General features: G+C 69.8%; 15 protein-coding genes and 1 riboswitch. Of the genes, 5 read left to right on the top strand and 10 right to left on the bottom strand.

Annotated elements, in window-relative coordinates:
* Window positions 1-64 precede the first annotated feature (64 nt).
* Window positions 65-1,531, bottom strand: a complete 1,467-nt coding sequence (locus tag ACQUSX_RS05830) for a L,D-transpeptidase family protein (protein ID WP_428906014.1) — start codon at window positions 1,529-1,531, stop codon at window positions 65-67.
* Between the two features lie 184 nt (window positions 1,532-1,715).
* Between ACQUSX_RS05830 and ACQUSX_RS05825 the strand changes: the two genes are divergently transcribed.
* Both ACQUSX_RS05825 and ACQUSX_RS05820 read left to right on the top strand, forming a co-directional pair.
* Window positions 1,716-2,690 (top strand): ROK family protein, encoded by a 975-nt coding sequence (locus tag ACQUSX_RS05825; protein ID WP_428906013.1) that lies wholly within the window; start codon window positions 1,716-1,718, stop codon window positions 2,688-2,690.
* On the top strand, window positions 2,683-3,462 hold the full coding sequence (locus ACQUSX_RS05820) for a glucosamine-6-phosphate deaminase (protein WP_428906012.1): 780 nt from the start codon (window positions 2,683-2,685) through the stop codon (window positions 3,460-3,462). The genes ACQUSX_RS05825 and ACQUSX_RS05820 overlap by 8 nt, the downstream gene beginning before the upstream one ends.
* Before the next feature lie 28 nt (window positions 3,463-3,490).
* Here ACQUSX_RS05820 and ACQUSX_RS05815 read toward each other — a convergent pair whose 3' ends face one another.
* From ACQUSX_RS05815 to ACQUSX_RS05790, 6 genes are all read right to left on the bottom strand, one after another.
* The gene (locus ACQUSX_RS05815; protein ID WP_428906011.1) at window positions 3,491-3,886 is read right to left on the bottom strand and encodes an NUDIX hydrolase; all 396 of its coding nucleotides are present in this window, start codon (window positions 3,884-3,886) and stop codon (window positions 3,491-3,493) included.
* Window positions 3,879-5,240, bottom strand: coding sequence for an FAD-binding oxidoreductase (locus ACQUSX_RS05810; RefSeq protein WP_428906010.1), 1,362 nt, complete (start codon window positions 5,238-5,240; stop codon window positions 3,879-3,881). Before ACQUSX_RS05810 ends, ACQUSX_RS05815 begins: the two co-directional genes overlap by 8 nt.
* Window positions 5,241-5,250: 10 nt before the next feature.
* Window positions 5,251-5,622 carry a DUF2568 domain-containing protein gene (locus ACQUSX_RS05805; protein ID WP_428906009.1) on the bottom strand — a complete coding sequence of 124 codons (372 nt, stop codon included), beginning with the start codon at window positions 5,620-5,622 and terminating at the stop codon, window positions 5,251-5,253.
* A gap of 36 nt (window positions 5,623-5,658) precedes the next feature.
* Complete coding sequence (locus ACQUSX_RS05800) at window positions 5,659-7,461, bottom strand: sigma-70 family RNA polymerase sigma factor (protein ID WP_428906008.1); 1,803 nt, start codon at window positions 7,459-7,461, stop codon at window positions 5,659-5,661.
* 415 nt (window positions 7,462-7,876) lie between these two features.
* Window positions 7,877-9,061: an N-acetylglucosamine-6-phosphate deacetylase gene (gene nagA, locus ACQUSX_RS05795; RefSeq protein WP_428906007.1), complete on the bottom strand. Its 1,185-nt coding sequence runs from the start codon at window positions 9,059-9,061 to the stop codon at window positions 7,877-7,879.
* A complete protein-coding gene (locus ACQUSX_RS05790; RefSeq protein WP_428906006.1) occupies window positions 9,058-10,587 on the bottom strand; it encodes a beta-N-acetylhexosaminidase in 1,530 nt (509 codons plus the stop codon). The genes nagA and ACQUSX_RS05790 overlap by 4 nt, the downstream gene beginning before the upstream one ends.
* Window positions 10,588-10,629: 42 nt before the next feature.
* Window positions 10,630-10,712: riboswitch (ZMP/ZTP riboswitch) on the top strand.
* Window positions 10,713-10,748: 36 nt separating this feature from the next.
* Here ACQUSX_RS05790 and glyA point away from each other — a divergent pair.
* Both glyA and ACQUSX_RS05780 read left to right on the top strand, forming a co-directional pair.
* A complete protein-coding gene (gene glyA / locus ACQUSX_RS05785) occupies window positions 10,749-12,023 on the top strand; it encodes a serine hydroxymethyltransferase (protein ID WP_428906005.1) in 1,275 nt (424 codons plus the stop codon).
* A complete protein-coding gene (locus ACQUSX_RS05780) occupies window positions 12,020-12,922 on the top strand; it encodes a bifunctional methylenetetrahydrofolate dehydrogenase/methenyltetrahydrofolate cyclohydrolase (RefSeq protein ID WP_428906004.1) in 903 nt (300 codons plus the stop codon). Before glyA ends, ACQUSX_RS05780 begins: the two co-directional genes overlap by 4 nt.
* 9 nt (window positions 12,923-12,931) lie before the next feature.
* Here the strand turns inward: ACQUSX_RS05780 and ACQUSX_RS05775 are convergent, their stop codons facing one another.
* From ACQUSX_RS05775 to ACQUSX_RS05765, 3 genes are all read right to left on the bottom strand, one after another.
* Window positions 12,932-13,483 (bottom strand): phage holin family protein, encoded by a 552-nt coding sequence (locus ACQUSX_RS05775; protein WP_428906003.1) that lies wholly within the window; start codon window positions 13,481-13,483, stop codon window positions 12,932-12,934.
* Window positions 13,484-13,545: 62 nt separating this feature from the next.
* A complete protein-coding gene (locus ACQUSX_RS05770) occupies window positions 13,546-14,265 on the bottom strand; it encodes a DUF6882 domain-containing protein (RefSeq protein ID WP_428906002.1) in 720 nt (239 codons plus the stop codon).
* A gap of 72 nt (window positions 14,266-14,337) precedes the next feature.
* On the bottom strand, window positions 14,338-15,558 hold the full coding sequence (locus tag ACQUSX_RS05765; RefSeq protein ID WP_428906001.1) for an MFS transporter: 1,221 nt from the start codon (window positions 15,556-15,558) through the stop codon (window positions 14,338-14,340).
* 61 nt (window positions 15,559-15,619) lie between these two features.
* Between ACQUSX_RS05765 and ACQUSX_RS05760 the strand changes: the two genes are divergently transcribed.
* On the top strand, window positions 15,620-16,537 hold the full coding sequence (locus ACQUSX_RS05760) for an aldose 1-epimerase family protein (RefSeq protein WP_428906000.1): 918 nt from the start codon (window positions 15,620-15,622) through the stop codon (window positions 16,535-16,537).

The following is a 16,537-nucleotide window of genomic DNA, read 5'->3' as shown; positions in this document are numbered from 1 at the left end:
GGATGCTGCGCACGCAGCATCCGCCCCCTTTCCGCACCCGTCGCGGCGGTGAGCGCATCGGCCGCTACGCGCGCACCCAGACCTCGAGGCCGACCGGCGAGAGATTGTAGATCGTCTCGGCGGCGTCGAAGGTCATGTTCACGCAGCCGTGGCTCATCCGAGTGCCGTAGTTGTTGTGCCAGTACGTGCCGTGGAAGGCCTCGTCGCCGTTGAAGTAGGTGACCCAGGGCACGTCTTCGGTGACGTACTTCGAGCCGTCCGCGTTGGTGCCCCGCATGTCCTGGATCCGCACGTGCGCGTTGACGCGGAAGTGACCGAGGTCGGTGTCCGTGCCGGGGCGACCGGTCGAGACGAGCCAGGATCGGACGACCTTGCCGTTCTCGATCAGGTAGGTGCGCTGGTCGCTGATGTCGACGGTGAGACTGCGCGTGACGGCGACGGTCTCGAACGGCGTCTCCGACACCGGCAGCGCGAAGGCGGCCTCGCCCTTCTCCAGCGCATCGGCGAAACCGGACGCGACGTCCGAGGTGTCGCCCAATTCGCGCCCGACCACGCCTTCGGTCTCGGTGCGCAGCACCTGTCCGCCGGAGTCGACGATCGTCTTCGCGCTGACGGGCGCCCGGTTGACGGCCCCGGCCAGCGTGTCGACGGTCGTCTGGATCGCTGCCTGGTCGGCCGTGATCTCGAGCTCGCCGTCGACGGCATCCACTGTCAGCCACGTCGCCGCCACCGCGGGCGCGACGGGCACGGTGCGCTCATCGCCCACGTAGAAGCCGATCCGCGTGAGCATGCCGTTGAGCTGCTCGACTGCCGCGGCCGCCTTCTCATCGGTGATCTGAGGCGTGACCTCGGTCGCGTCGCCGGAGAACGAGAAGCTGCTCTCGCCGTTGTCGACGGCAGTGTTGAAAGCCGTGGTGAGCTCGTCGACCGAGATGCCGGTGCCGGATTCCGCTGGCGTCGCAGTGTACTTGGCGGCGTCCTTGTCGAAGACGACGGTGGCGTCGGTCGGCTCGACGAAGCTGGTGGGCACTGCGGTGCGCAGCGCGCGCTCGGCGGCGTCGGCGTCGAGCGCGAGACCGGCGCCGACCGGATCGCCCATCCACGTGCCGAGGTTCCACATCGGCCGCTCGGCGAAGGCCTGCTCGGCCAGGACGCCCGCATCCACGCTGGCGCCGAGATCGGCGCCGCTCAGCCGGGTGTCGTCTCCGGCGCCGGTCAGCTGCACCTCGGTGGCTGCCACGCGGCTGCTGATGGCGTCCGCTGCCATGCCCGGAGTCATCCATCCGACAGACACCCCGGCGACGGTCGTTCCGGGTGCGATCAGGATGAGCGAGGCGCCTACGGCGGCCAGGGTGAGCGCACCGGCTCCGAGGCCGATCCACAGACCGAGGCGGCGCCTCTTCGGCTGCGGTTCCATCGGAGCCCACTCCACCGGCTGCTCGCCGTCGATCGGAGGCTGCACCACGGTGGGTGAGTCAGACGAGAGCACCGCAGTGGCATCCGTGTTGCGTCCGGAGATCAGATCGGTCACGGACTCACCCCCCAAGGACAGCGTGACGTATGGATTCATGGTATGCGACAGGGAACGCGCAGGGGTGCCCGCTGCTGCCTTCAGGCAGTCGAAGCCGTAACGTTTCGGTAACCGGTCGGCCCAGAGACGTCACGTCATGCGCCCGCCTTGCATGGTGGACGGTTCGTAAGGTCTACTAACAAACATGAATGCGTCGCCCGCGCCCACTCTGTCATCCGGTGTGCGCATCGGCCTCGATGTCGGCGGCAGCAAGATCGCCGGGGTCGCCATCGACGCCGACGGGGAAGTGATCGCCCGCGTTCGCCGTGCGACGGGGTGGGGCGGTGAGGCCGTGCTCGAGGTCATCCTCGAGGCCACCCGCGCCCTGCTGGCGGAGCCGTTCGCGCAGCACGCGCGGCCGCGATCGATCGGCATCGGCATCCCGGGCCTCGTCGACGCGCAGAGCGGGCGGGTGCTGCACGCCGTGAACCTCGGCATCGAGTCGCTCGAGCTCGCAGCACGCGTGCGCGATGCCATCGATGTCGACTGCTTCGTCGAGAACGATGTGAAGGCCGCTGCGCTGGGGGCTGCTGCGCTCCGAGACGACCGCGCGCCGCTCGCGTATCTCAACCTCGGGACGGGAGTGGCCGCCGGCATCATCATCGACGGGCGGATCTGGCACGGGGCGCGTGGAACGGCGGGCGAGGTCGGTCACCTGACCGTCGATCCGCTCGGCAGGGTCTGCGGGTGCGGGCAGCGCGGCTGCATCGAGACGCTGTGCGGCGGCGGCGCCCTGGCCCGCGCCTGGGGACGCGCGGGCGAGCTGCCGGTGAAGGACATGCTGGATGCCGCCGAGACCGGCGACCCGCTGGCGGAATCGCTGCGTGACGACCTGTTCCGCGGTGCCGCGGCCGCCGTGCGAGCACTGGTGCTCGCCACCGACGTGCAGACGGTGGTGATCGGCGGCGGGCTGATGGCGCTCGCGGATCGAATCCTTCCCGGCATCCGCGCCGCCCTCCGTGTCGACGCCGCAGCGTCACCGTTTCTGCGATCCCTGCGTCTCGATGAGAGAATCGAAGTGCTTCCGGCCGAATCGCCGGTGGCGGCCATCGGAGCCGCCTTGCTGGGTTCCGCGTCTGCGGACACCATCGCCCTCGACAAGGAGAACGTCCATGGCTGAAGTCGTCATCGTGAAGAACAGAGCCGCGGCCGGTGCGCTGGTCGCTGACGAGATCGTCAGGCTGGTCGACACGATCGCCGAGCCCGTGCTGGGGCTGGCCACCGGCTCGACCCCGCTGCCGGTGTACGAGGCGCTGCGCGAACGGCTCGGAGGACACGACGTGTCGCACCTGCGCGGCTTCGCGCTGGACGAGTACGTCGGCATCGACCCCGCACACCCCGAGAGCTACCGCTCTGTGATCACGCGAGAGGTCATCGAGCCGCTCGGTCTCGACCCCGAGCTGATCCGGGTGCCGAACGGGGCCGTCGAGACGATCGAGCACGCCGGCGACGACTACGAGCGGGCCATCGCTGCGGCCGGCGGCGTCGACCTGCAGATCCTCGGCATCGGCACCGACGGTCACATCGGCTTCAACGAGCCAGGCTCGTCGTTCGCCTCCACCACCCGCATCAAGACGCTGACCGAGCGCACCCGTGAGGACAACGCACGCTTCTTCGACTCGATCGACGATGTGCCGCGGCACTGCATCACCCAGGGGCTCGGCACGATCCTGCGCGCGCGCCACCTGGTGCTGCTCGCCTTCGGCGAGGGCAAGGCGCGCGCGGTGGCCGGTGCCGTCGAGGGACCGGTCAGCGCGATGCTGCCGGCGTCGGCCATCCAGCTGCACCCGCACGTGACCGTCGTGGTCGACGAGGCCGCGGCCAGTGAGCTTCGTCTCGCCGACTACTACCGGTACAGCTACGAGAACAAGCCGGCCTGGCAGGGTATCTGACCCAGCAGGCCCGGCACCTGAGCACGGCTCAGGACCACGCGAGCGGCAGCAGGTGCTCGGTGCTGAGGGGTGCGAGGGGGACGCTCGTCCAGTCGCCGGGGGAGAGCCAGCGCAGCTCGTCGATCTCGGCCTGCACGACGACCTCGTGGGGCTCGGCGCGAAGCGCGAAGGCGTCCGCGACCACCCGATGATCGGGCTCGTTCGCGGCGGCCGACACGAACGTGCCCAGGGGGCGCAGCGCGGTCTCGTCGACCCGCAGCGACAGCTCTTCCGCGAGCTCGCGGATCAGCGTCTGCGCGGGACTCTCGCCGATCTCGGGCTTGCCGCCGGGCTGCATGAACCTGGTCGTGCCGCGCTTGCGGACGACCAGGGCGCGCCCATCGCGATCGACGATCACCGCCGCGCTCACATGGATGTCAGGCATCGAAGACCTTCCCGGGGTTCAGGATGCCCTGCGGGTCGAACACGCGCACGATGTCGCGCTGGACCTGCCACTGATCCTCGCCGAGCTCCTCGGCCAGCCACCGGCTCTTCAGCATGCCGATCCCGTGCTCGCCGGTGAGGGTGCCGCCGAGGCGGATGGCGGCGCGGAACAGCTCGTCGGCGGCGGCCCAGATGTGCGAGGGCACCTCGACGCCGTCGAAGATGAAGTTCGGATGCAGATTGCCGTCACCGGCATGTGCGACGGTCGGGATGCTGACGCCGTACTCCCGCTCGATGCGAGCGATCTCGTCGAACATCGCGGGCATCGCGCTGCGCGGGACGGCCACGTCCTCGATGAGCGTGGTTCCCAGCGAGGCCATAGCCGGATGCATCGAGCGGCGCACCTGCAGCAGACGCTCGCCCTCGGCGGGGTCATCGGTGAGGGCGACCGCGCCGCCTGCGGCCCGCAACACCGCCGCGACGCGCTCGGCCTCCTCGCGAGACGCGGGACCATCGGTCTGGATCGTGAGCTGAGCGGTTCCTTCGACAGGGGCGGGCAGACGCAGCAGAGCGTGCACGGCGGCCAGCGACCGGGCATCCATCAGCTCCATGATCGCTGGCTGCACGCCCGCGGCGGTGACGGCGGCAGCGGCCGCGGCGGCGTCGCGCACGGTGCGGAACGAGGCGGTCAGCGTGCACACGACGCCGGGAACGAGTCGGCGCAGCTTCAGCGTCGCGCCGACGACGATGCCGAGCCGCCCCTCCGAGCCGATGACGAGCGAGGTCAGGTCGAGCCCGGTGACGCCCTTCACCGTGCGGTGGCCGAGCCGCAGCATCCGACCGTCGGCGAGCACGAGGTCCACGCCGAGTACGGCGTCGCGGACGACGCCGTACTTCGCGCACAGCAGTCCGCCGGCGCCGGTGGCGATGTTGCCTCCTACGGTGGAGATGTCACGGCTCGCGGGGTCGGGCGCCCACCAGAGACCGAGCGTCGCGAGGTGCGCGTTCAGGTCGGCGTTGAGGATGCCGGGTTCGACGACGGCGATCAGGTCATCCGGCCGCACCTCGAGGATGCCGGTCATCGCCGCGGTCGACAGGACGATCTCGCCCGGACCGGCGTTGGCCGCGCCGGCGAGTCCCGTGCCGGCGCCGCGGACGACGACCGGCGCCATCGTGCGCGATGCGATGCGCATCGTGGTCTGCACATCCTCGACCGTGCGCGCATGGACTACGGCGAGCGGATGCCCGGGGGAGCGATGTCCGCTGCGATCGGCGCGGGCGGCCTCGAGCGATGCCGGCGTCGTGTCGACGATGTCGCCGAGCTCGCGGCGCAGCAGCTCGAGGGGATCCGTCACGGTCTGCGGCTCAGCCCAGGCTGCGGCGGCCCGCGATCACACCCGCGGCGATGGCGACGACGGCGAAGGCGATGCCGATCCAGGCGGAGCCCATCGACCACCAGGCGAGCGTGACGCCGACGTAGATCAGCAGTTCGACGAATGCGCGCAGGAACGGATGCAGGCGCAGCACCGGCCTGCTCGAGAGCACGAGCGCCCACACGATCAGCACGACAACGGGGGTGCCTATGCCGACGACGATGTTCCACGGCAGCGGCCACGTCGCGAAGCCCCACAGCGCGAGGGTGGCAAGCGCCGCCAGCAGAACCAGCACGCGGACGATGTCGAGCGGCGTGACGGATGGGCGGTTCACACCGGGTTCGATGACGGAATCCTGGGGCATGCTCCCAGTCTATTCGGCGTCGCCGCAGGCGGTGCGTCAGCCGAGCAGCTGGTGCAGCGTCGTCGTCTTCCATTCGCCGGGCACGCCGTCGATCACGTAGCGGAAGCTCACGGTGCGGTCGAACACGAGATCGGGGAGGTATGCCCGGATCAACGCCGTCCCACTTCCGGCGCCATCCAGGGTGACCTCGGCATCGCGTGCCGGGCTCCCGCTGAATTGCACCTGCACAGTGGCACCGGGCGTGCCGCTCACGGGGATCGAGTACCGCAACGCGTCCCAGTCGACGGTGGCCATGCCCCACGTCAGTTCGGCCTCGGGCGCCGGGTTCGGCTCCTCCTCGGGATCAGGGTCCGTTGTGCCGGGGTCCGTTCCCGGCTCGGGGTCGGGGTCGGGAGTCGGTGTCGGTGTCGGTGTCGGTGTCGGCGTCGGTGTGGGTGTCGGATCCGGAGTCGGGCTCGGCGTAGGCGTCGGAGTCGGGCTCGGCGTCGGAGTCGGACTCGGTGACGGTGACGGAGTGGTTTCCGGCGCCGGAGACGACGGAGCCGGAGACGGCATCGGAGCCGGAGGCTCGGATGCTTCGGTCTCCGCCACGGGCGGCGCGGCGATGGCATCCGCCGGCGGCGCATCGGGAACGTCGGTGTCGGGCTGCGGCGCCGGGACGTTCGGCGCCGGATCGTCCACCTCGATCACCATCGGGTTGTTCTGCGACATCGACGTGTCCGGGTTGACCTCGGTCGCGATGGACGAGGAATCGGATTCCGACGCGTTCGGCTGGGAGGTGGCGGTGCCGGCGTCCATGATCGAAGGCACGACGGCGGCTGCCGCGACGACGCCGGCGACCACGAGCGCCGCAGAGCCGACGCCGACAAGTGCGCCGATGCCGCTCACGGAGCCGGCGCCGGAGCCGGCGCCCGATCCCGTGGAAGCACCGGTGCTCGCACCTGCACTCGCACCGGCGAGCGCTGCACCACCGGTGGTCGTGATGGCCAGGCCGCCGTCGACGACGCCGGGTGGCATGGCTGCGAGCGCGACGATCGGAGCGCCGCCGCCCTGCAGTGTGGCGAGGTAGCCGGAAGCGCCGCTCACGCCGAGCACGAGCGGGAGCATGACGATGGCGAGGCGACCGGACACGTCCTTGGCCTCAGCAGCGACGATCATGCAGCGTGTGCAGTCCTCGAGGTGGGCATCCGCGCGCTGCTGAGCGCGGATGCCGAGGTTGCCGCGCGAGTGGGCGCCGAGATGCTCGATGGTCCACTGACACTCGGAGCCCTCGCCCGCGCTGCGCAGGTGAGCCTGGATCCAGGCTTCCCGAAGACCCTCGCGTGCCCGGAAGATCAGCTGGGAGACGGCGCCGGCGGTCATTCCGAGCAGTGGAGCGATCTGCGCGGGCTTCATCTGCTCGATCTCGGAGTACCAGAGCACCTCCTGCCAGCGCGACGGCAGCGAGCGGAATGCCTGGGCGGTCAGCCCGCGATCCAGTGCCTCGTCTGCGGCGGACTCGGTGCTGTCCGGATCGACGACGGTCTCGAGCTCGTCGATGGCCGTCTCACGGCGGGCGCGTCCCCATGCTGCGGCCGTGTTCCTGATGCTGGTGAACAGATAGGCGCGGAACGAGCCGTTCGGTCCGCCGCCTTTGAGGATCGCCTGGTAGATGCGGGCGTACGCCTCCTGCACCAGATCATCGGGATCGATGGACGAGGTGATCGATCGTGCGACCGTCAAGCCGGAGGGGTAGTGGCGTCGCCAGAGCTCTGCGAACGCCTCAGTGTCACCGGACCGGGTGCGCAACACGAGGTTGGCGTCGGCGGACGCAACGGTGTCGCTGGTCTGGTCGGTCACGTGAAATCCTCACCCCGTGCGTGCGGGAAACGAGCTCTTACAGGAAGAGACGCGTGAGAGCTCGTTTCATCACGCGTCTTATCCATTCTGAACCCAATTCGCCTTCTGAGCCACCCCACTGGGGAATTCTCAGAACCCCCGTGGAACCTTCGCGGAAAAATTTGTCAGAACCCGCGTAATGAATCGCGTGGTGCTTCGTCTCTTCTTGTAGAGCAATCCTGAACCGCCACCGGGGGGCGGCGGCGAGGGATCGGCGCCAGGGGTAACGCGCCGAGAACTTGGTCGGGTCGGAGACCTCGGGGGAGGAGCCTTCGACCCGGCCAGCTCACGGGGGATCGAGGGCCGTCGCACTGGGGACTTGCGGCGGCCCCTCGCCATTCCAGGGAGACTCCTCGGCGGCCCGGGGGGCGTCCGCTCATCGAGTCGGCGCGGCCCCGACCCACACGCCGTGAACGACGTGGTCGGCGCTCAGCAGCACCGCGTCCGCGACGAAACCGGACTGCAGCAGCCCGAGCGACGCGCCGTATCCGACCGCTTTCGCAGGCGTCGTCGTGAGGGCGCGCACCGCTTCGCCCAGCGGCACGCCGGCCTCGACCGCGCGGCGCAGCGCGACGTCCTGCGTCAGGGTGGAGCCGGCGATGGATCCGGTGTCGTCGGTGCGCGCGATGCCGTCCTTGACCGTCACCTTCACCGCGCCCAGGTCGTAGTGCCCGTCGGCGCTGCCCGCGGCGGCCATGGCGTCGGTGATTAGCGCGACGCGCCCCGGCGCGACGTCGAAGAGCAGCTTGATGATGTGCGGATGGAGGTGGATGTTGTCGGCGATCCCCTCCAGCACGACGCGGTGGTCGGCCGCGGCGGTCACGACGGGGCCGGGAGCGCGGTGATGGATGCCGTTCATGGCATTGAAGGCGTGCGTGAGGATCGACGCGCCGGCCTCGAAGGCGGCGCGCGCGGCATCCGCATCGGCGTCCGTGTGCCCTACCGCGGCCGCAGCGCCCGACGCGACGATCTGGCGGACGGCGTCCAGACCGCCGGGCAGCTCGGGGGCGATGGTCACCTGCCGGACGGTACCGCGGCCGGCATCCAGCAGGCGTGCGATGTCGTCGGTGTGCGGATGCCGCAGCAGCGACGGCTCGTGCGCTCCCTGGTGTCCGGGGTCGAGGAACGGACCCTCCAGGTGGCTGCCGAGGATCTCGGCATCCGATTCGGCGAGGTCCGCGATGACCGCCGCCTGACGGGCGAGGTCATCCACCGACGCAGTGACCAGCGAGATCACCGCGCGGGTGGTGCCGTGCGAGCGGTGCATCTCGCGACCGATGCGGATCGCCTCGGCACCGTCGTCGTAGGCCGCGCCTGCGCCGCCGTGACCGTGGATGTCGATGAAGCCGGGCGTGAGCAGGGCCTCCGGGCCCGCGACGGCGACCGCGTCGACGACGTCATCGGCATCGGCCCAGTCCGAGCCGGTGCCGCGAGCTGCGACCAGGCCGTCCTCGAAGCGCACCCAGGCGTTCTCCGTGACCGTTCCGTCGCCGTCGGCGAGGCGCGCCGAGTGGATGACCCGTGATCCGCTGAATCCGGTGGTGGGGGTGCTGGCGGTCATCGCGTGCTCCAGTCGATCTCGGCGGTGGGATGGAATCGGATGCCGTCAGCCTGCCACAGCGGAGCAAGCGCGCCCAGCCTGGCGCGGAAGGACTCCCAGGTGCGCTCTGGCGTCTCCGGCGAGGTCCACGCCTGTTCGGCGATCGCGGCGATCCGCGGGTACATCAGCTGCTCCGCATCGCTCAGGTCGCGCACCGTCTCGGCCCACAGCGGCGCCTCGACGCCGGCGATCGCCTCGGTCGGGACGTCGATCACCTCGGCCGCATCCCAGTCGTACGCGCGGCGCAGATCGACCAGGCCCGCCCAGGCGAGTCCGAGCGGGAAGTCCGCGTCGTACTTCATGTCGAGGTACGCGGCATCCGACGGCGAGAGGATCAGCGCGCCGCCGCGCTCGACGAAGTGCGCGGCCTCGGCGGCGTGCGCATCGGTCGGCTTCAGGCTGCCCCAGAACTGTCCGATGGTTCCGGCGGCGATGTCCTTCACCGCGCCGGCCTCGTGCCATGCGATCGGCGTCTTGCCGAGCTCCTGCACCATGGCGCTGACGCGCGCGACGAAGTAGGCGAAGTCCTCTGCCGAGGTGCCATGCGACTCGTCTCCGCCGATGTGCAGGTACGGGCCGGGGGTGAGCTCGCTCAGCTCGGTGAGCACGTCCCGGACGAAGTCGTAGGTGCGCTCCTGGCGGATGCGCACGCTCGAGTGACCGACGCCCCAGCCGGTGAACGGAACGCCCGCGACGGGAAGGTCCTGCCCGAGCTCGGCCTGGCTCTGCGCGAGCGCATCGCTGATCACCGGATCCTCGACCAGATCGGGGTAGGCGACGCCGATCGCGTGCGTGTGGCCCGGCAGGTCGATCTCGGGAACGATCGTGATGTGCCGGGATGCCGCGTGCGCGACGATCTCGCGGTAGTCGTCCTTCGTGTAGAAGCCGCCCGCATCGCCGCCTGCCGACGTCGTCGAAGCCTTCTCGGTCAGCAGCGGCCACGAGTCGATCTGCAGGCGCCACCCCTGGTCGTCGGTGAGGTGCAGGTGCAGGTGGTTGAACTTCAGGGCGGCGGCGCGGTCGATGACCGTCTTCACCTCGCTCACCGGGTAGAAGCGCCGGACGACGTCGAGCATCACGCCGCGGTAGGAGAAGCGCGGTGCATCCGAGATCTCGGCGCGCTGCCAGCCCCAGCCCTCCTCGCCCTCGCCGAGGAGCTGCAGCAGCGTGTGGATGCCGTAGAACAGACCGGCATCGTCGGCGCCGACGATCTCGACGCCGTCGGCGACGCTGAGCGTATACCCGCCCGTCTCGGCGACGCCGGCGTCGATGCGCAGCGCGATGTCGCCCGGCTGCGGCTGGTCGGACGTGATCTCGGGTCGGATGCCGCAGCGGCCGGCGACCGCATCGATCAGCACCGGTGCATCCGTCGCCTCTCCGACGATGCGCGTCATGGAGGTGAGGGGCAGCCGGCCCTCACCGCGCTGCGCGGAAGCCGGCGTCGGGACGAGGGGCAGCGGGGCATGCGAAGGATCAGGAAAGACCATGAACAAAACGTATCGCGTTCCGCTCTCGGGCATCCGCTAAACTTCTTGCGTCGCGACTGGCGTCTGGGTGGGTCACCACCGGGGAGCGGCCTCATTGCATTCGACCGCGCGCCTGGGCCGATGAGGAACACCCCCTTTTCCCGTGTGAGCAGGAGACCGCTATGACCGACCGTTACTTCGACGCCCCTCTCTCAGAGGTCGACCCCGAGATCGCCGAGGTCCTCGAGCGCGAGCTGAACCGCCAGCGCACGTATCTCGAGATGATCGCCTCCGAGAACTTCGTGCCCGTCTCGGTGCTGCAGTCGCAGGGCTCCGTGCTCACCAACAAGTACGCCGAGGGCTACCCGGGTCGCCGCTACTACGGCGGTTGCGAAGAGGTCGACGTCGCGGAGTCGCTGGCCATCGCCCGCGCCAAGGAGCTGTTCGGCTCGGAGTTCGCCAACGTCCAGCCGCACTCGGGCGCGACGGCCAACGCTGCCGTCCTGCACGCCATCGCACGCCCCGGCGACACTCTGCTCGGGCTCTCGCTCGACCAGGGCGGTCACCTGACTCACGGCATGAAGATCAACTTCTCGGGCCGCCTGTACGACATCGTCGCCTACGGCGTCGACCCCGAGACCTCGCAGATCGACATGGACGAAGTGCGCGCTCTCGCGATCGAGCACAAGCCGAAGGTCATCATCGCCGGCTGGTCGGCGTACCCGCGGACGCTCGACTTCGCCGCGTTCCGCGCCATCGCCGACGAGGTCGGAGCGCTGCTCTGGGTCGACATGGCGCACTTCGCCGGCCTGGTCGCCGCGGGACTCCACCCGAACCCGGTTCCGCACGCGCACGTCGTCTCCTCGACTGTGCACAAGACCATCGGCGGCCCCCGCTCGGGCTTCATCCTCACCAATGACGCCGACATCGCGAAGAAGATCAACTCGGCCGTCTTCCCCGGTCAGCAGGGTGGCCCGCTCATGCACGTGATCGCCGCGAAGGCGACCGCGTTCAAGATCGCCGGCACCCCGGAGTTCAAGGAGCGCCAGGAGCGAGTGCTGCGCGGCGCCTCGATCATCGCCGACCGCCTCTCTCAGCAGGATGTCAAGGATGCCGGCATCGCCGTGCGCTCCGGAGGCACCGACGTGCACCTCGTGCTCGTCGACCTGCGCGACGCCGAGATCGATGGCAAGCAGGCCGAGGATCTGCTGCACGAGATCCACATCACGGTGAACCGCAACGCCGTTCCGAACGACCCTCGTCCGCCGATGGTCACCTCGGGTCTGCGCATCGGCACGCCTGCGCTCGCCACCCGCGGCTTCGGAGACGAGGAGTTCACCGAGGTCGCCGATGTCATCGCCCTCGCGCTGCTGCCGAACGCCGACGTGGAGGCGCTGCGCGCCCGCGTGGACGCGCTGGCGACGGCCTTCCCGCTCTACCCGGACCTGCAGCAGTGACCGCTGTCGTCCTCGACGGCAGGGCCGCCGCGGCGGCGATCCGCAGCGAGCTCACCGGGCGGGTCGCGGCGCTGCGCGAGCGCGGCATCGTGCCCGGGATCGCCACCGTGCTGGTGGGTGCCGACCCGGCATCCCAGCTGTACGTCGGGATGAAGCACCGTCAGTCCGAGGCCATCGGCATGAACTCGATCCAGCGCGAGCTGCCGGCCGATGCCACGCAGGAGCAGGTCGAGTCGCTGATCGATGAGCTCAACGCGGACGACGCCTGTCACGGCTACATCGTGCAGCTGCCGCTGCCGAAGCACCTCGACACGGCGGCGATCCTCGAGCGGATCGACCCGGCGAAGGATGCCGACGGTCTGCATCCGACCAACCTCGGCCGTCTGGTGCTGAACGTCAACGAACCGATCGAGACGCCGCTGCCCTGCACGCCGCGCGGTGTGATCGAGCTGCTGCTCCGCAACGACTACGACCTGAAGGGCAAGCATGTCGTCGTTGTCGGCCGCGGCGTCACCATCGGGCGCCCGATGGGCCTGCTGCTGACACGTCGAGACATCAACGCGACGGTCACCCAGGTGCACACCGGCACGCCGGACATGTCGCCCTACCTGCGCACGGCGGACGTCATCGTCGCCGGCGCAGGGGTCAAGCACCTCATCCGTGCCGAGGACGTCAAGCCCGGCGCCGCGGTGCTCGATGTGGGCGTGACCCGCGAGGACGACCCGGAGACCGGCAAGTCGAGGGTGTTCGGCGACGTGCATCCCGACGTCGCGGACGTGGCCGGCTGGATCTCGCCGAACCCCGGCGGCGTCGGCCCGATGACCGTCGCGCTGCTGATGACGAACGTCGTCGAGGCGGCGGAGCGAGCGCAGCGAGACGGAGTGCGCAGCGTCTCCTGAGCCGGCTCGTCAGAGCTCGTCGAGCATGCGACGCTGCTCGGGGGTCAGACCGTCCTCGAGCTCGTCGCGGCCCGCCTCGGCGGCGGGCGACGGGGCGGTCGTCGCAGAGCGGCCGGATGCCGAGGACCGGCCGATCTTCGCCGACGCAGCGTCATAGATCTCGCCTGCCTTGGCGCGCAGTCGATCGTCGACGCGGTCGTAGATCATCCAGCCGATGAGCAGCAGCACCGGCGGCAGCACCCAGCCCCAGAGCACTCCGCTGACCCGCACGCCGCTGAACACCACCGTCAGCACCCAGATGATCAGCTCGACGAGGAAGACGCTGCCGTACTGCACGACCTTCTCGCCCAGCCTGGTGCGGTCGGCGGCCGACTTCGCGGTGCCCTTGCGGAAGGCCTTGGTGAGCAGCGGCTTAATCAGCAGCGCGGCCGCCGTGAGGATGACGGATGCCCAGAGAGCGTGCCATCCGACGCTCACGTTCGGCAGCAGCATGCCCACCAGCAGGAGCACGATCGCGTTGAAGACGTAGAGGGCGCCGAAGCGGACGATCGCATTTCGCATGCGTCAAGATTCGCACACGTCGGCGCGAGGCGACAGACGGAGCGTCGGGCGCGGAGATGCGGTCAGGCGCCGGTGAGCGTGCTCTCGATGCCGGCGATGCGGGCCTGCTCGTCGAACCGGAAGGTCGCGGTGCCCGTGGCATCCGACACCACCGCGGCCGAGAAGGCCTCGTCGACCCACTCGAGCCTCCATCCGGCGAGGCGCGAGAGATCCCAGACCGAGGCGCGAGGGTCGCGCATCTCGAGGCCCGACAGCGCACGCGGCAGGGCCGTGACGGCAGCGCTCACGGTCAGCGCGGGCAGCGGGACGTCCACCTGCATCACCGCACGCGATTCGCCGACCTGCGCCACGTAGTAGGGCGAGAGTCCTGCGATCTCGGCGGTCGCGCCACCGACCACGTGGGCGAGATCCACGAGCCACTGGTCGTGCTCTCCGCCGGTGTCGTCGCCGAAGGGCACCTCTCCGTCGGTGAGCTCGGCGATGCCGTGCTGCTCGCCGTACGCGCGCAGCTTCTCCGCAGTCGTCGAGTCATGCTTCTCGGGCAGTGCCCATGCCCACATCAGAGACCGCGGACCCGGCGCGATCGATGCGATGAGGTGCGGCTTCCCCTGCAGCGTGCGCGACGGATCGGCCTCGGCCGCGAACGTGAGGAGCCCGGCTGACAGGTCAACCTCCCAGCGGTGCTCGCCCAGTGCATCGACGGCGGCGATGAGCTGATCCTGGCGGAGAGCCGTGGCGAGGGCGGCGCGGTCGGCGAGCGATCGGAGGGTCTCGAAGGTCATGACTCCAGTGTGCTCGCCCGCGCTGTGCGATGCCAAAGCCTGAGCCGTGAAATGGCTATGCGGCGGAGGGACTCAGCTCCGTGCGGTCGCCGCCTGGACGCGTCCCATCTTCCAGACGCTGGGCACGAACAGCGTGGCGAGCGCGATGGCGGCGTAGACGATCCCCGAGGTCGTCAGCACGACGGCCGGGTCCGCGCGGGTGATCAGCCAGCCGTAGACGAGGGTGCCGATCGGCATGACGACGAAGCTCCCCAGCATGTCGTAGCTCGAGACGCGGCTGAGTTTCTCGGTGGAGATGTTCTCCATCATCGCGACGTTCCAGCCCGTGCTGAAGACCTCGGCGCCCGCGCCGGCGAGGAAGGCCGCAATGGCGACGAGGACGACGGCCGGATTAAGCCCGAGCATGGTCAGCGGGATCGCGAACAGACTGATGCCGATCATGCCCATGCGAAGAGGGCGCTTGAGCGGGACCCACATCAGCACGAGCGTCATCAGCAGCACGCCGACGCCCTCGGCGCTGACCACCCAGCCCCATCCGGCGATGCCAAGGCGCTCGTCGTTCTTGGCGATGTACGGGCCGACGACTCCCCATGCGCCGACGTGGATCGCGTTCATGACCATGAAGGCGAGCACGACCGCGACCAGCCACGAGCGGCTCCAGAACTCGGTCCACCCGGTGCGCAGGTCGGCGAACAGAGAGAACCGTCCGTCGCCGACGGGAGGCGGCAGCTTCACCATGGCGAGGATCGGAATCGCGGCCATCCATCCGACGACCTGCACCACCATCGCCCACGCCGGTCCCGCCGTGGTGACCAGGATGCCCGCGATCACCGGCCCGCCGATGGTGACCGCCGAGCGGACGAACGACAGCATCGCGTTGGCCTGCTGCAGGTTCTCCGGTCGGGTCAGCTGCGGGATGATCCCCTGCATCGCGGGCAGCACGAACGCCGTGGATGCCCCGTTCACGGCAGCGAGCGCGACAAGAAGCGGAATCGTTGCGGTGTGGGTGAACAGCAGAACGGCGACGGCGCCCATCGAGAGGATGTCGAGCACGTAACAGCTCTGGATGATCAGCGCACGCGGAAGGCGGTCGGCGACCACGCCGCCGAACAGCACGAACACGATGTTCGCGATGGTGAACGCGGCGAGCACGTAGGAGAGGGAGCTCGCTTCATTGTCGACCTGCAGCACGGCGAACGCGAGCGCGATCGACGACATCGAACCGGTGACCAGCGTGATCGCGCGTGCGACGAAGAACCATCGGAACCCTCGGTCCTGCATCGCGCTGAGCATCACGCAATCCTCGCATGCGCGGTGCCCGTGCCGGGACGCCGCGAGCGTAGACTTCGAGTCGATGAAGACACCTCGCTCCGGACGGCAGATCACCCTTTCCCACAACGGCTATCAGGCGGTGATCGCCAGCGTCGGAGCGACACTGCGGGTGCTGCGGCACGAGCAGCGCGACCTGGTCGTCCCGTTCGACGCCGATCAGGTGCGGCCCGCATATCGCGGCGCGACGCTGGCGCCCTGGCCGAACCGCATCGTCGACGGTCGCCACCGCTTCGGGGGCGCCGAGCACCAGCTCGCGCTCACCGAACCCGAAAGGGGGCACGCCCTGCACGGCCTGCTGGCGTGGGCGGAGTTCGCCGACCGGTCCGTCTCAGAGGACCGCGCCGTGATGGTCGCGGTGATCGAGCCGCAGGCGGGCTATCCGTTCCGCGTCGAGGTCGAGGTCGAGTACCGTGTCGCCGATGACGGACTCACGCAGACCGTCACCGCCCGCAATCTCGGATCGGATGCTGCGCCCTGGGGCACCGGCCCGCACCCGTACCTGGTGGCGGGGCCCGGCCGCGTCGACGACTGGACGCTCTCGCTGCCGGCATCCGAGGTGCTGACGGTCACCGAGGACCGGCTGAGCCCGGTCGCGGTGGAGAGCGTCGACGCGCACGCGGAGTGGGACTTCCGCGCGGCGCACGCCATCGGCGACGTGTTCATCGACCACGCGTTCACTGATCTCTCGCAGGACGGCGGACTCACCGAGGTGACCGTGACCGACTCCGATGGCACCGGCGTCGCGATCAGCTGGGACGAGCGCTGCCCGTGGGTGCAGATTCACACAGCAGACACTCCGGGCGTCGACGCCACGCACAGGATCGGGCTCGCCGTCGAACCGATGACCTGCCCGCCGGATGCCTTCAACTCGGGCGTCGACCTCATCACGCTCGCGCCGGGCGACGCGCACTCCGCCGCGTGGCGGATCAGCGCGGTCTGA

It is taken from the genome of Microbacterium alcoholitolerans (genome assembly GCF_050408615.1).
Classification (GTDB): Bacteria; Actinomycetota; Actinomycetes; order Actinomycetales; family Microbacteriaceae; genus Microbacterium.
Note: the sequence above shows the minus strand (reverse complement) of the source record. Positions and strands in the feature narration are given on the sequence as shown.

What these genes read in the sequence shown, in the direction of transcription:
- ACQUSX_RS05775 (WP_428906003.1), bottom strand. Translation starts at nt 13,483, where the DNA reads ATGCGAAATGCGATCGTCCGCTTCGGCGCCCTCTACGTCTTCAACGCG.
- glyA (WP_428906005.1), top strand. Translation starts at nt 10,749, where the DNA reads ATGACCGACCGTTACTTCGACGCCCCTCTCTCAGAGGTCGACCCCGAG.
- ACQUSX_RS05805 (WP_428906009.1), bottom strand. Translation starts at nt 5,622, where the DNA reads ATGCCCCAGGATTCCGTCATCGAACCCGGTGTGAACCGCCCATCCGTC.
- ACQUSX_RS05765 (WP_428906001.1), bottom strand. Translation starts at nt 15,558, where the DNA reads ATGCTCAGCGCGATGCAGGACCGAGGGTTCCGATGGTTCTTCGTCGCA.
- nagA (WP_428906007.1), bottom strand. Translation starts at nt 9,061, where the DNA reads ATGACCGCCAGCACCCCCACCACCGGATTCAGCGGATCACGGGTCATC.
- ACQUSX_RS05760 (WP_428906000.1), top strand. Translation starts at nt 15,620, where the DNA reads ATGAAGACACCTCGCTCCGGACGGCAGATCACCCTTTCCCACAACGGC.
- ACQUSX_RS05815 (WP_428906011.1), bottom strand. Translation starts at nt 3,886, where the DNA reads ATGCCTGACATCCATGTGAGCGCGGCGGTGATCGTCGATCGCGATGGG.
- ACQUSX_RS05820 (WP_428906012.1), top strand. Translation starts at nt 2,683, where the DNA reads ATGGCTGAAGTCGTCATCGTGAAGAACAGAGCCGCGGCCGGTGCGCTG.
- ACQUSX_RS05790 (WP_428906006.1), bottom strand. Translation starts at nt 10,587, where the DNA reads ATGGTCTTTCCTGATCCTTCGCATGCCCCGCTGCCCCTCGTCCCGACG.
- ACQUSX_RS05825 (WP_428906013.1), top strand. Translation starts at nt 1,716, where the DNA reads ATGAATGCGTCGCCCGCGCCCACTCTGTCATCCGGTGTGCGCATCGGC.
- ACQUSX_RS05770 (WP_428906002.1), bottom strand. Translation starts at nt 14,265, where the DNA reads ATGACCTTCGAGACCCTCCGATCGCTCGCCGACCGCGCCGCCCTCGCC.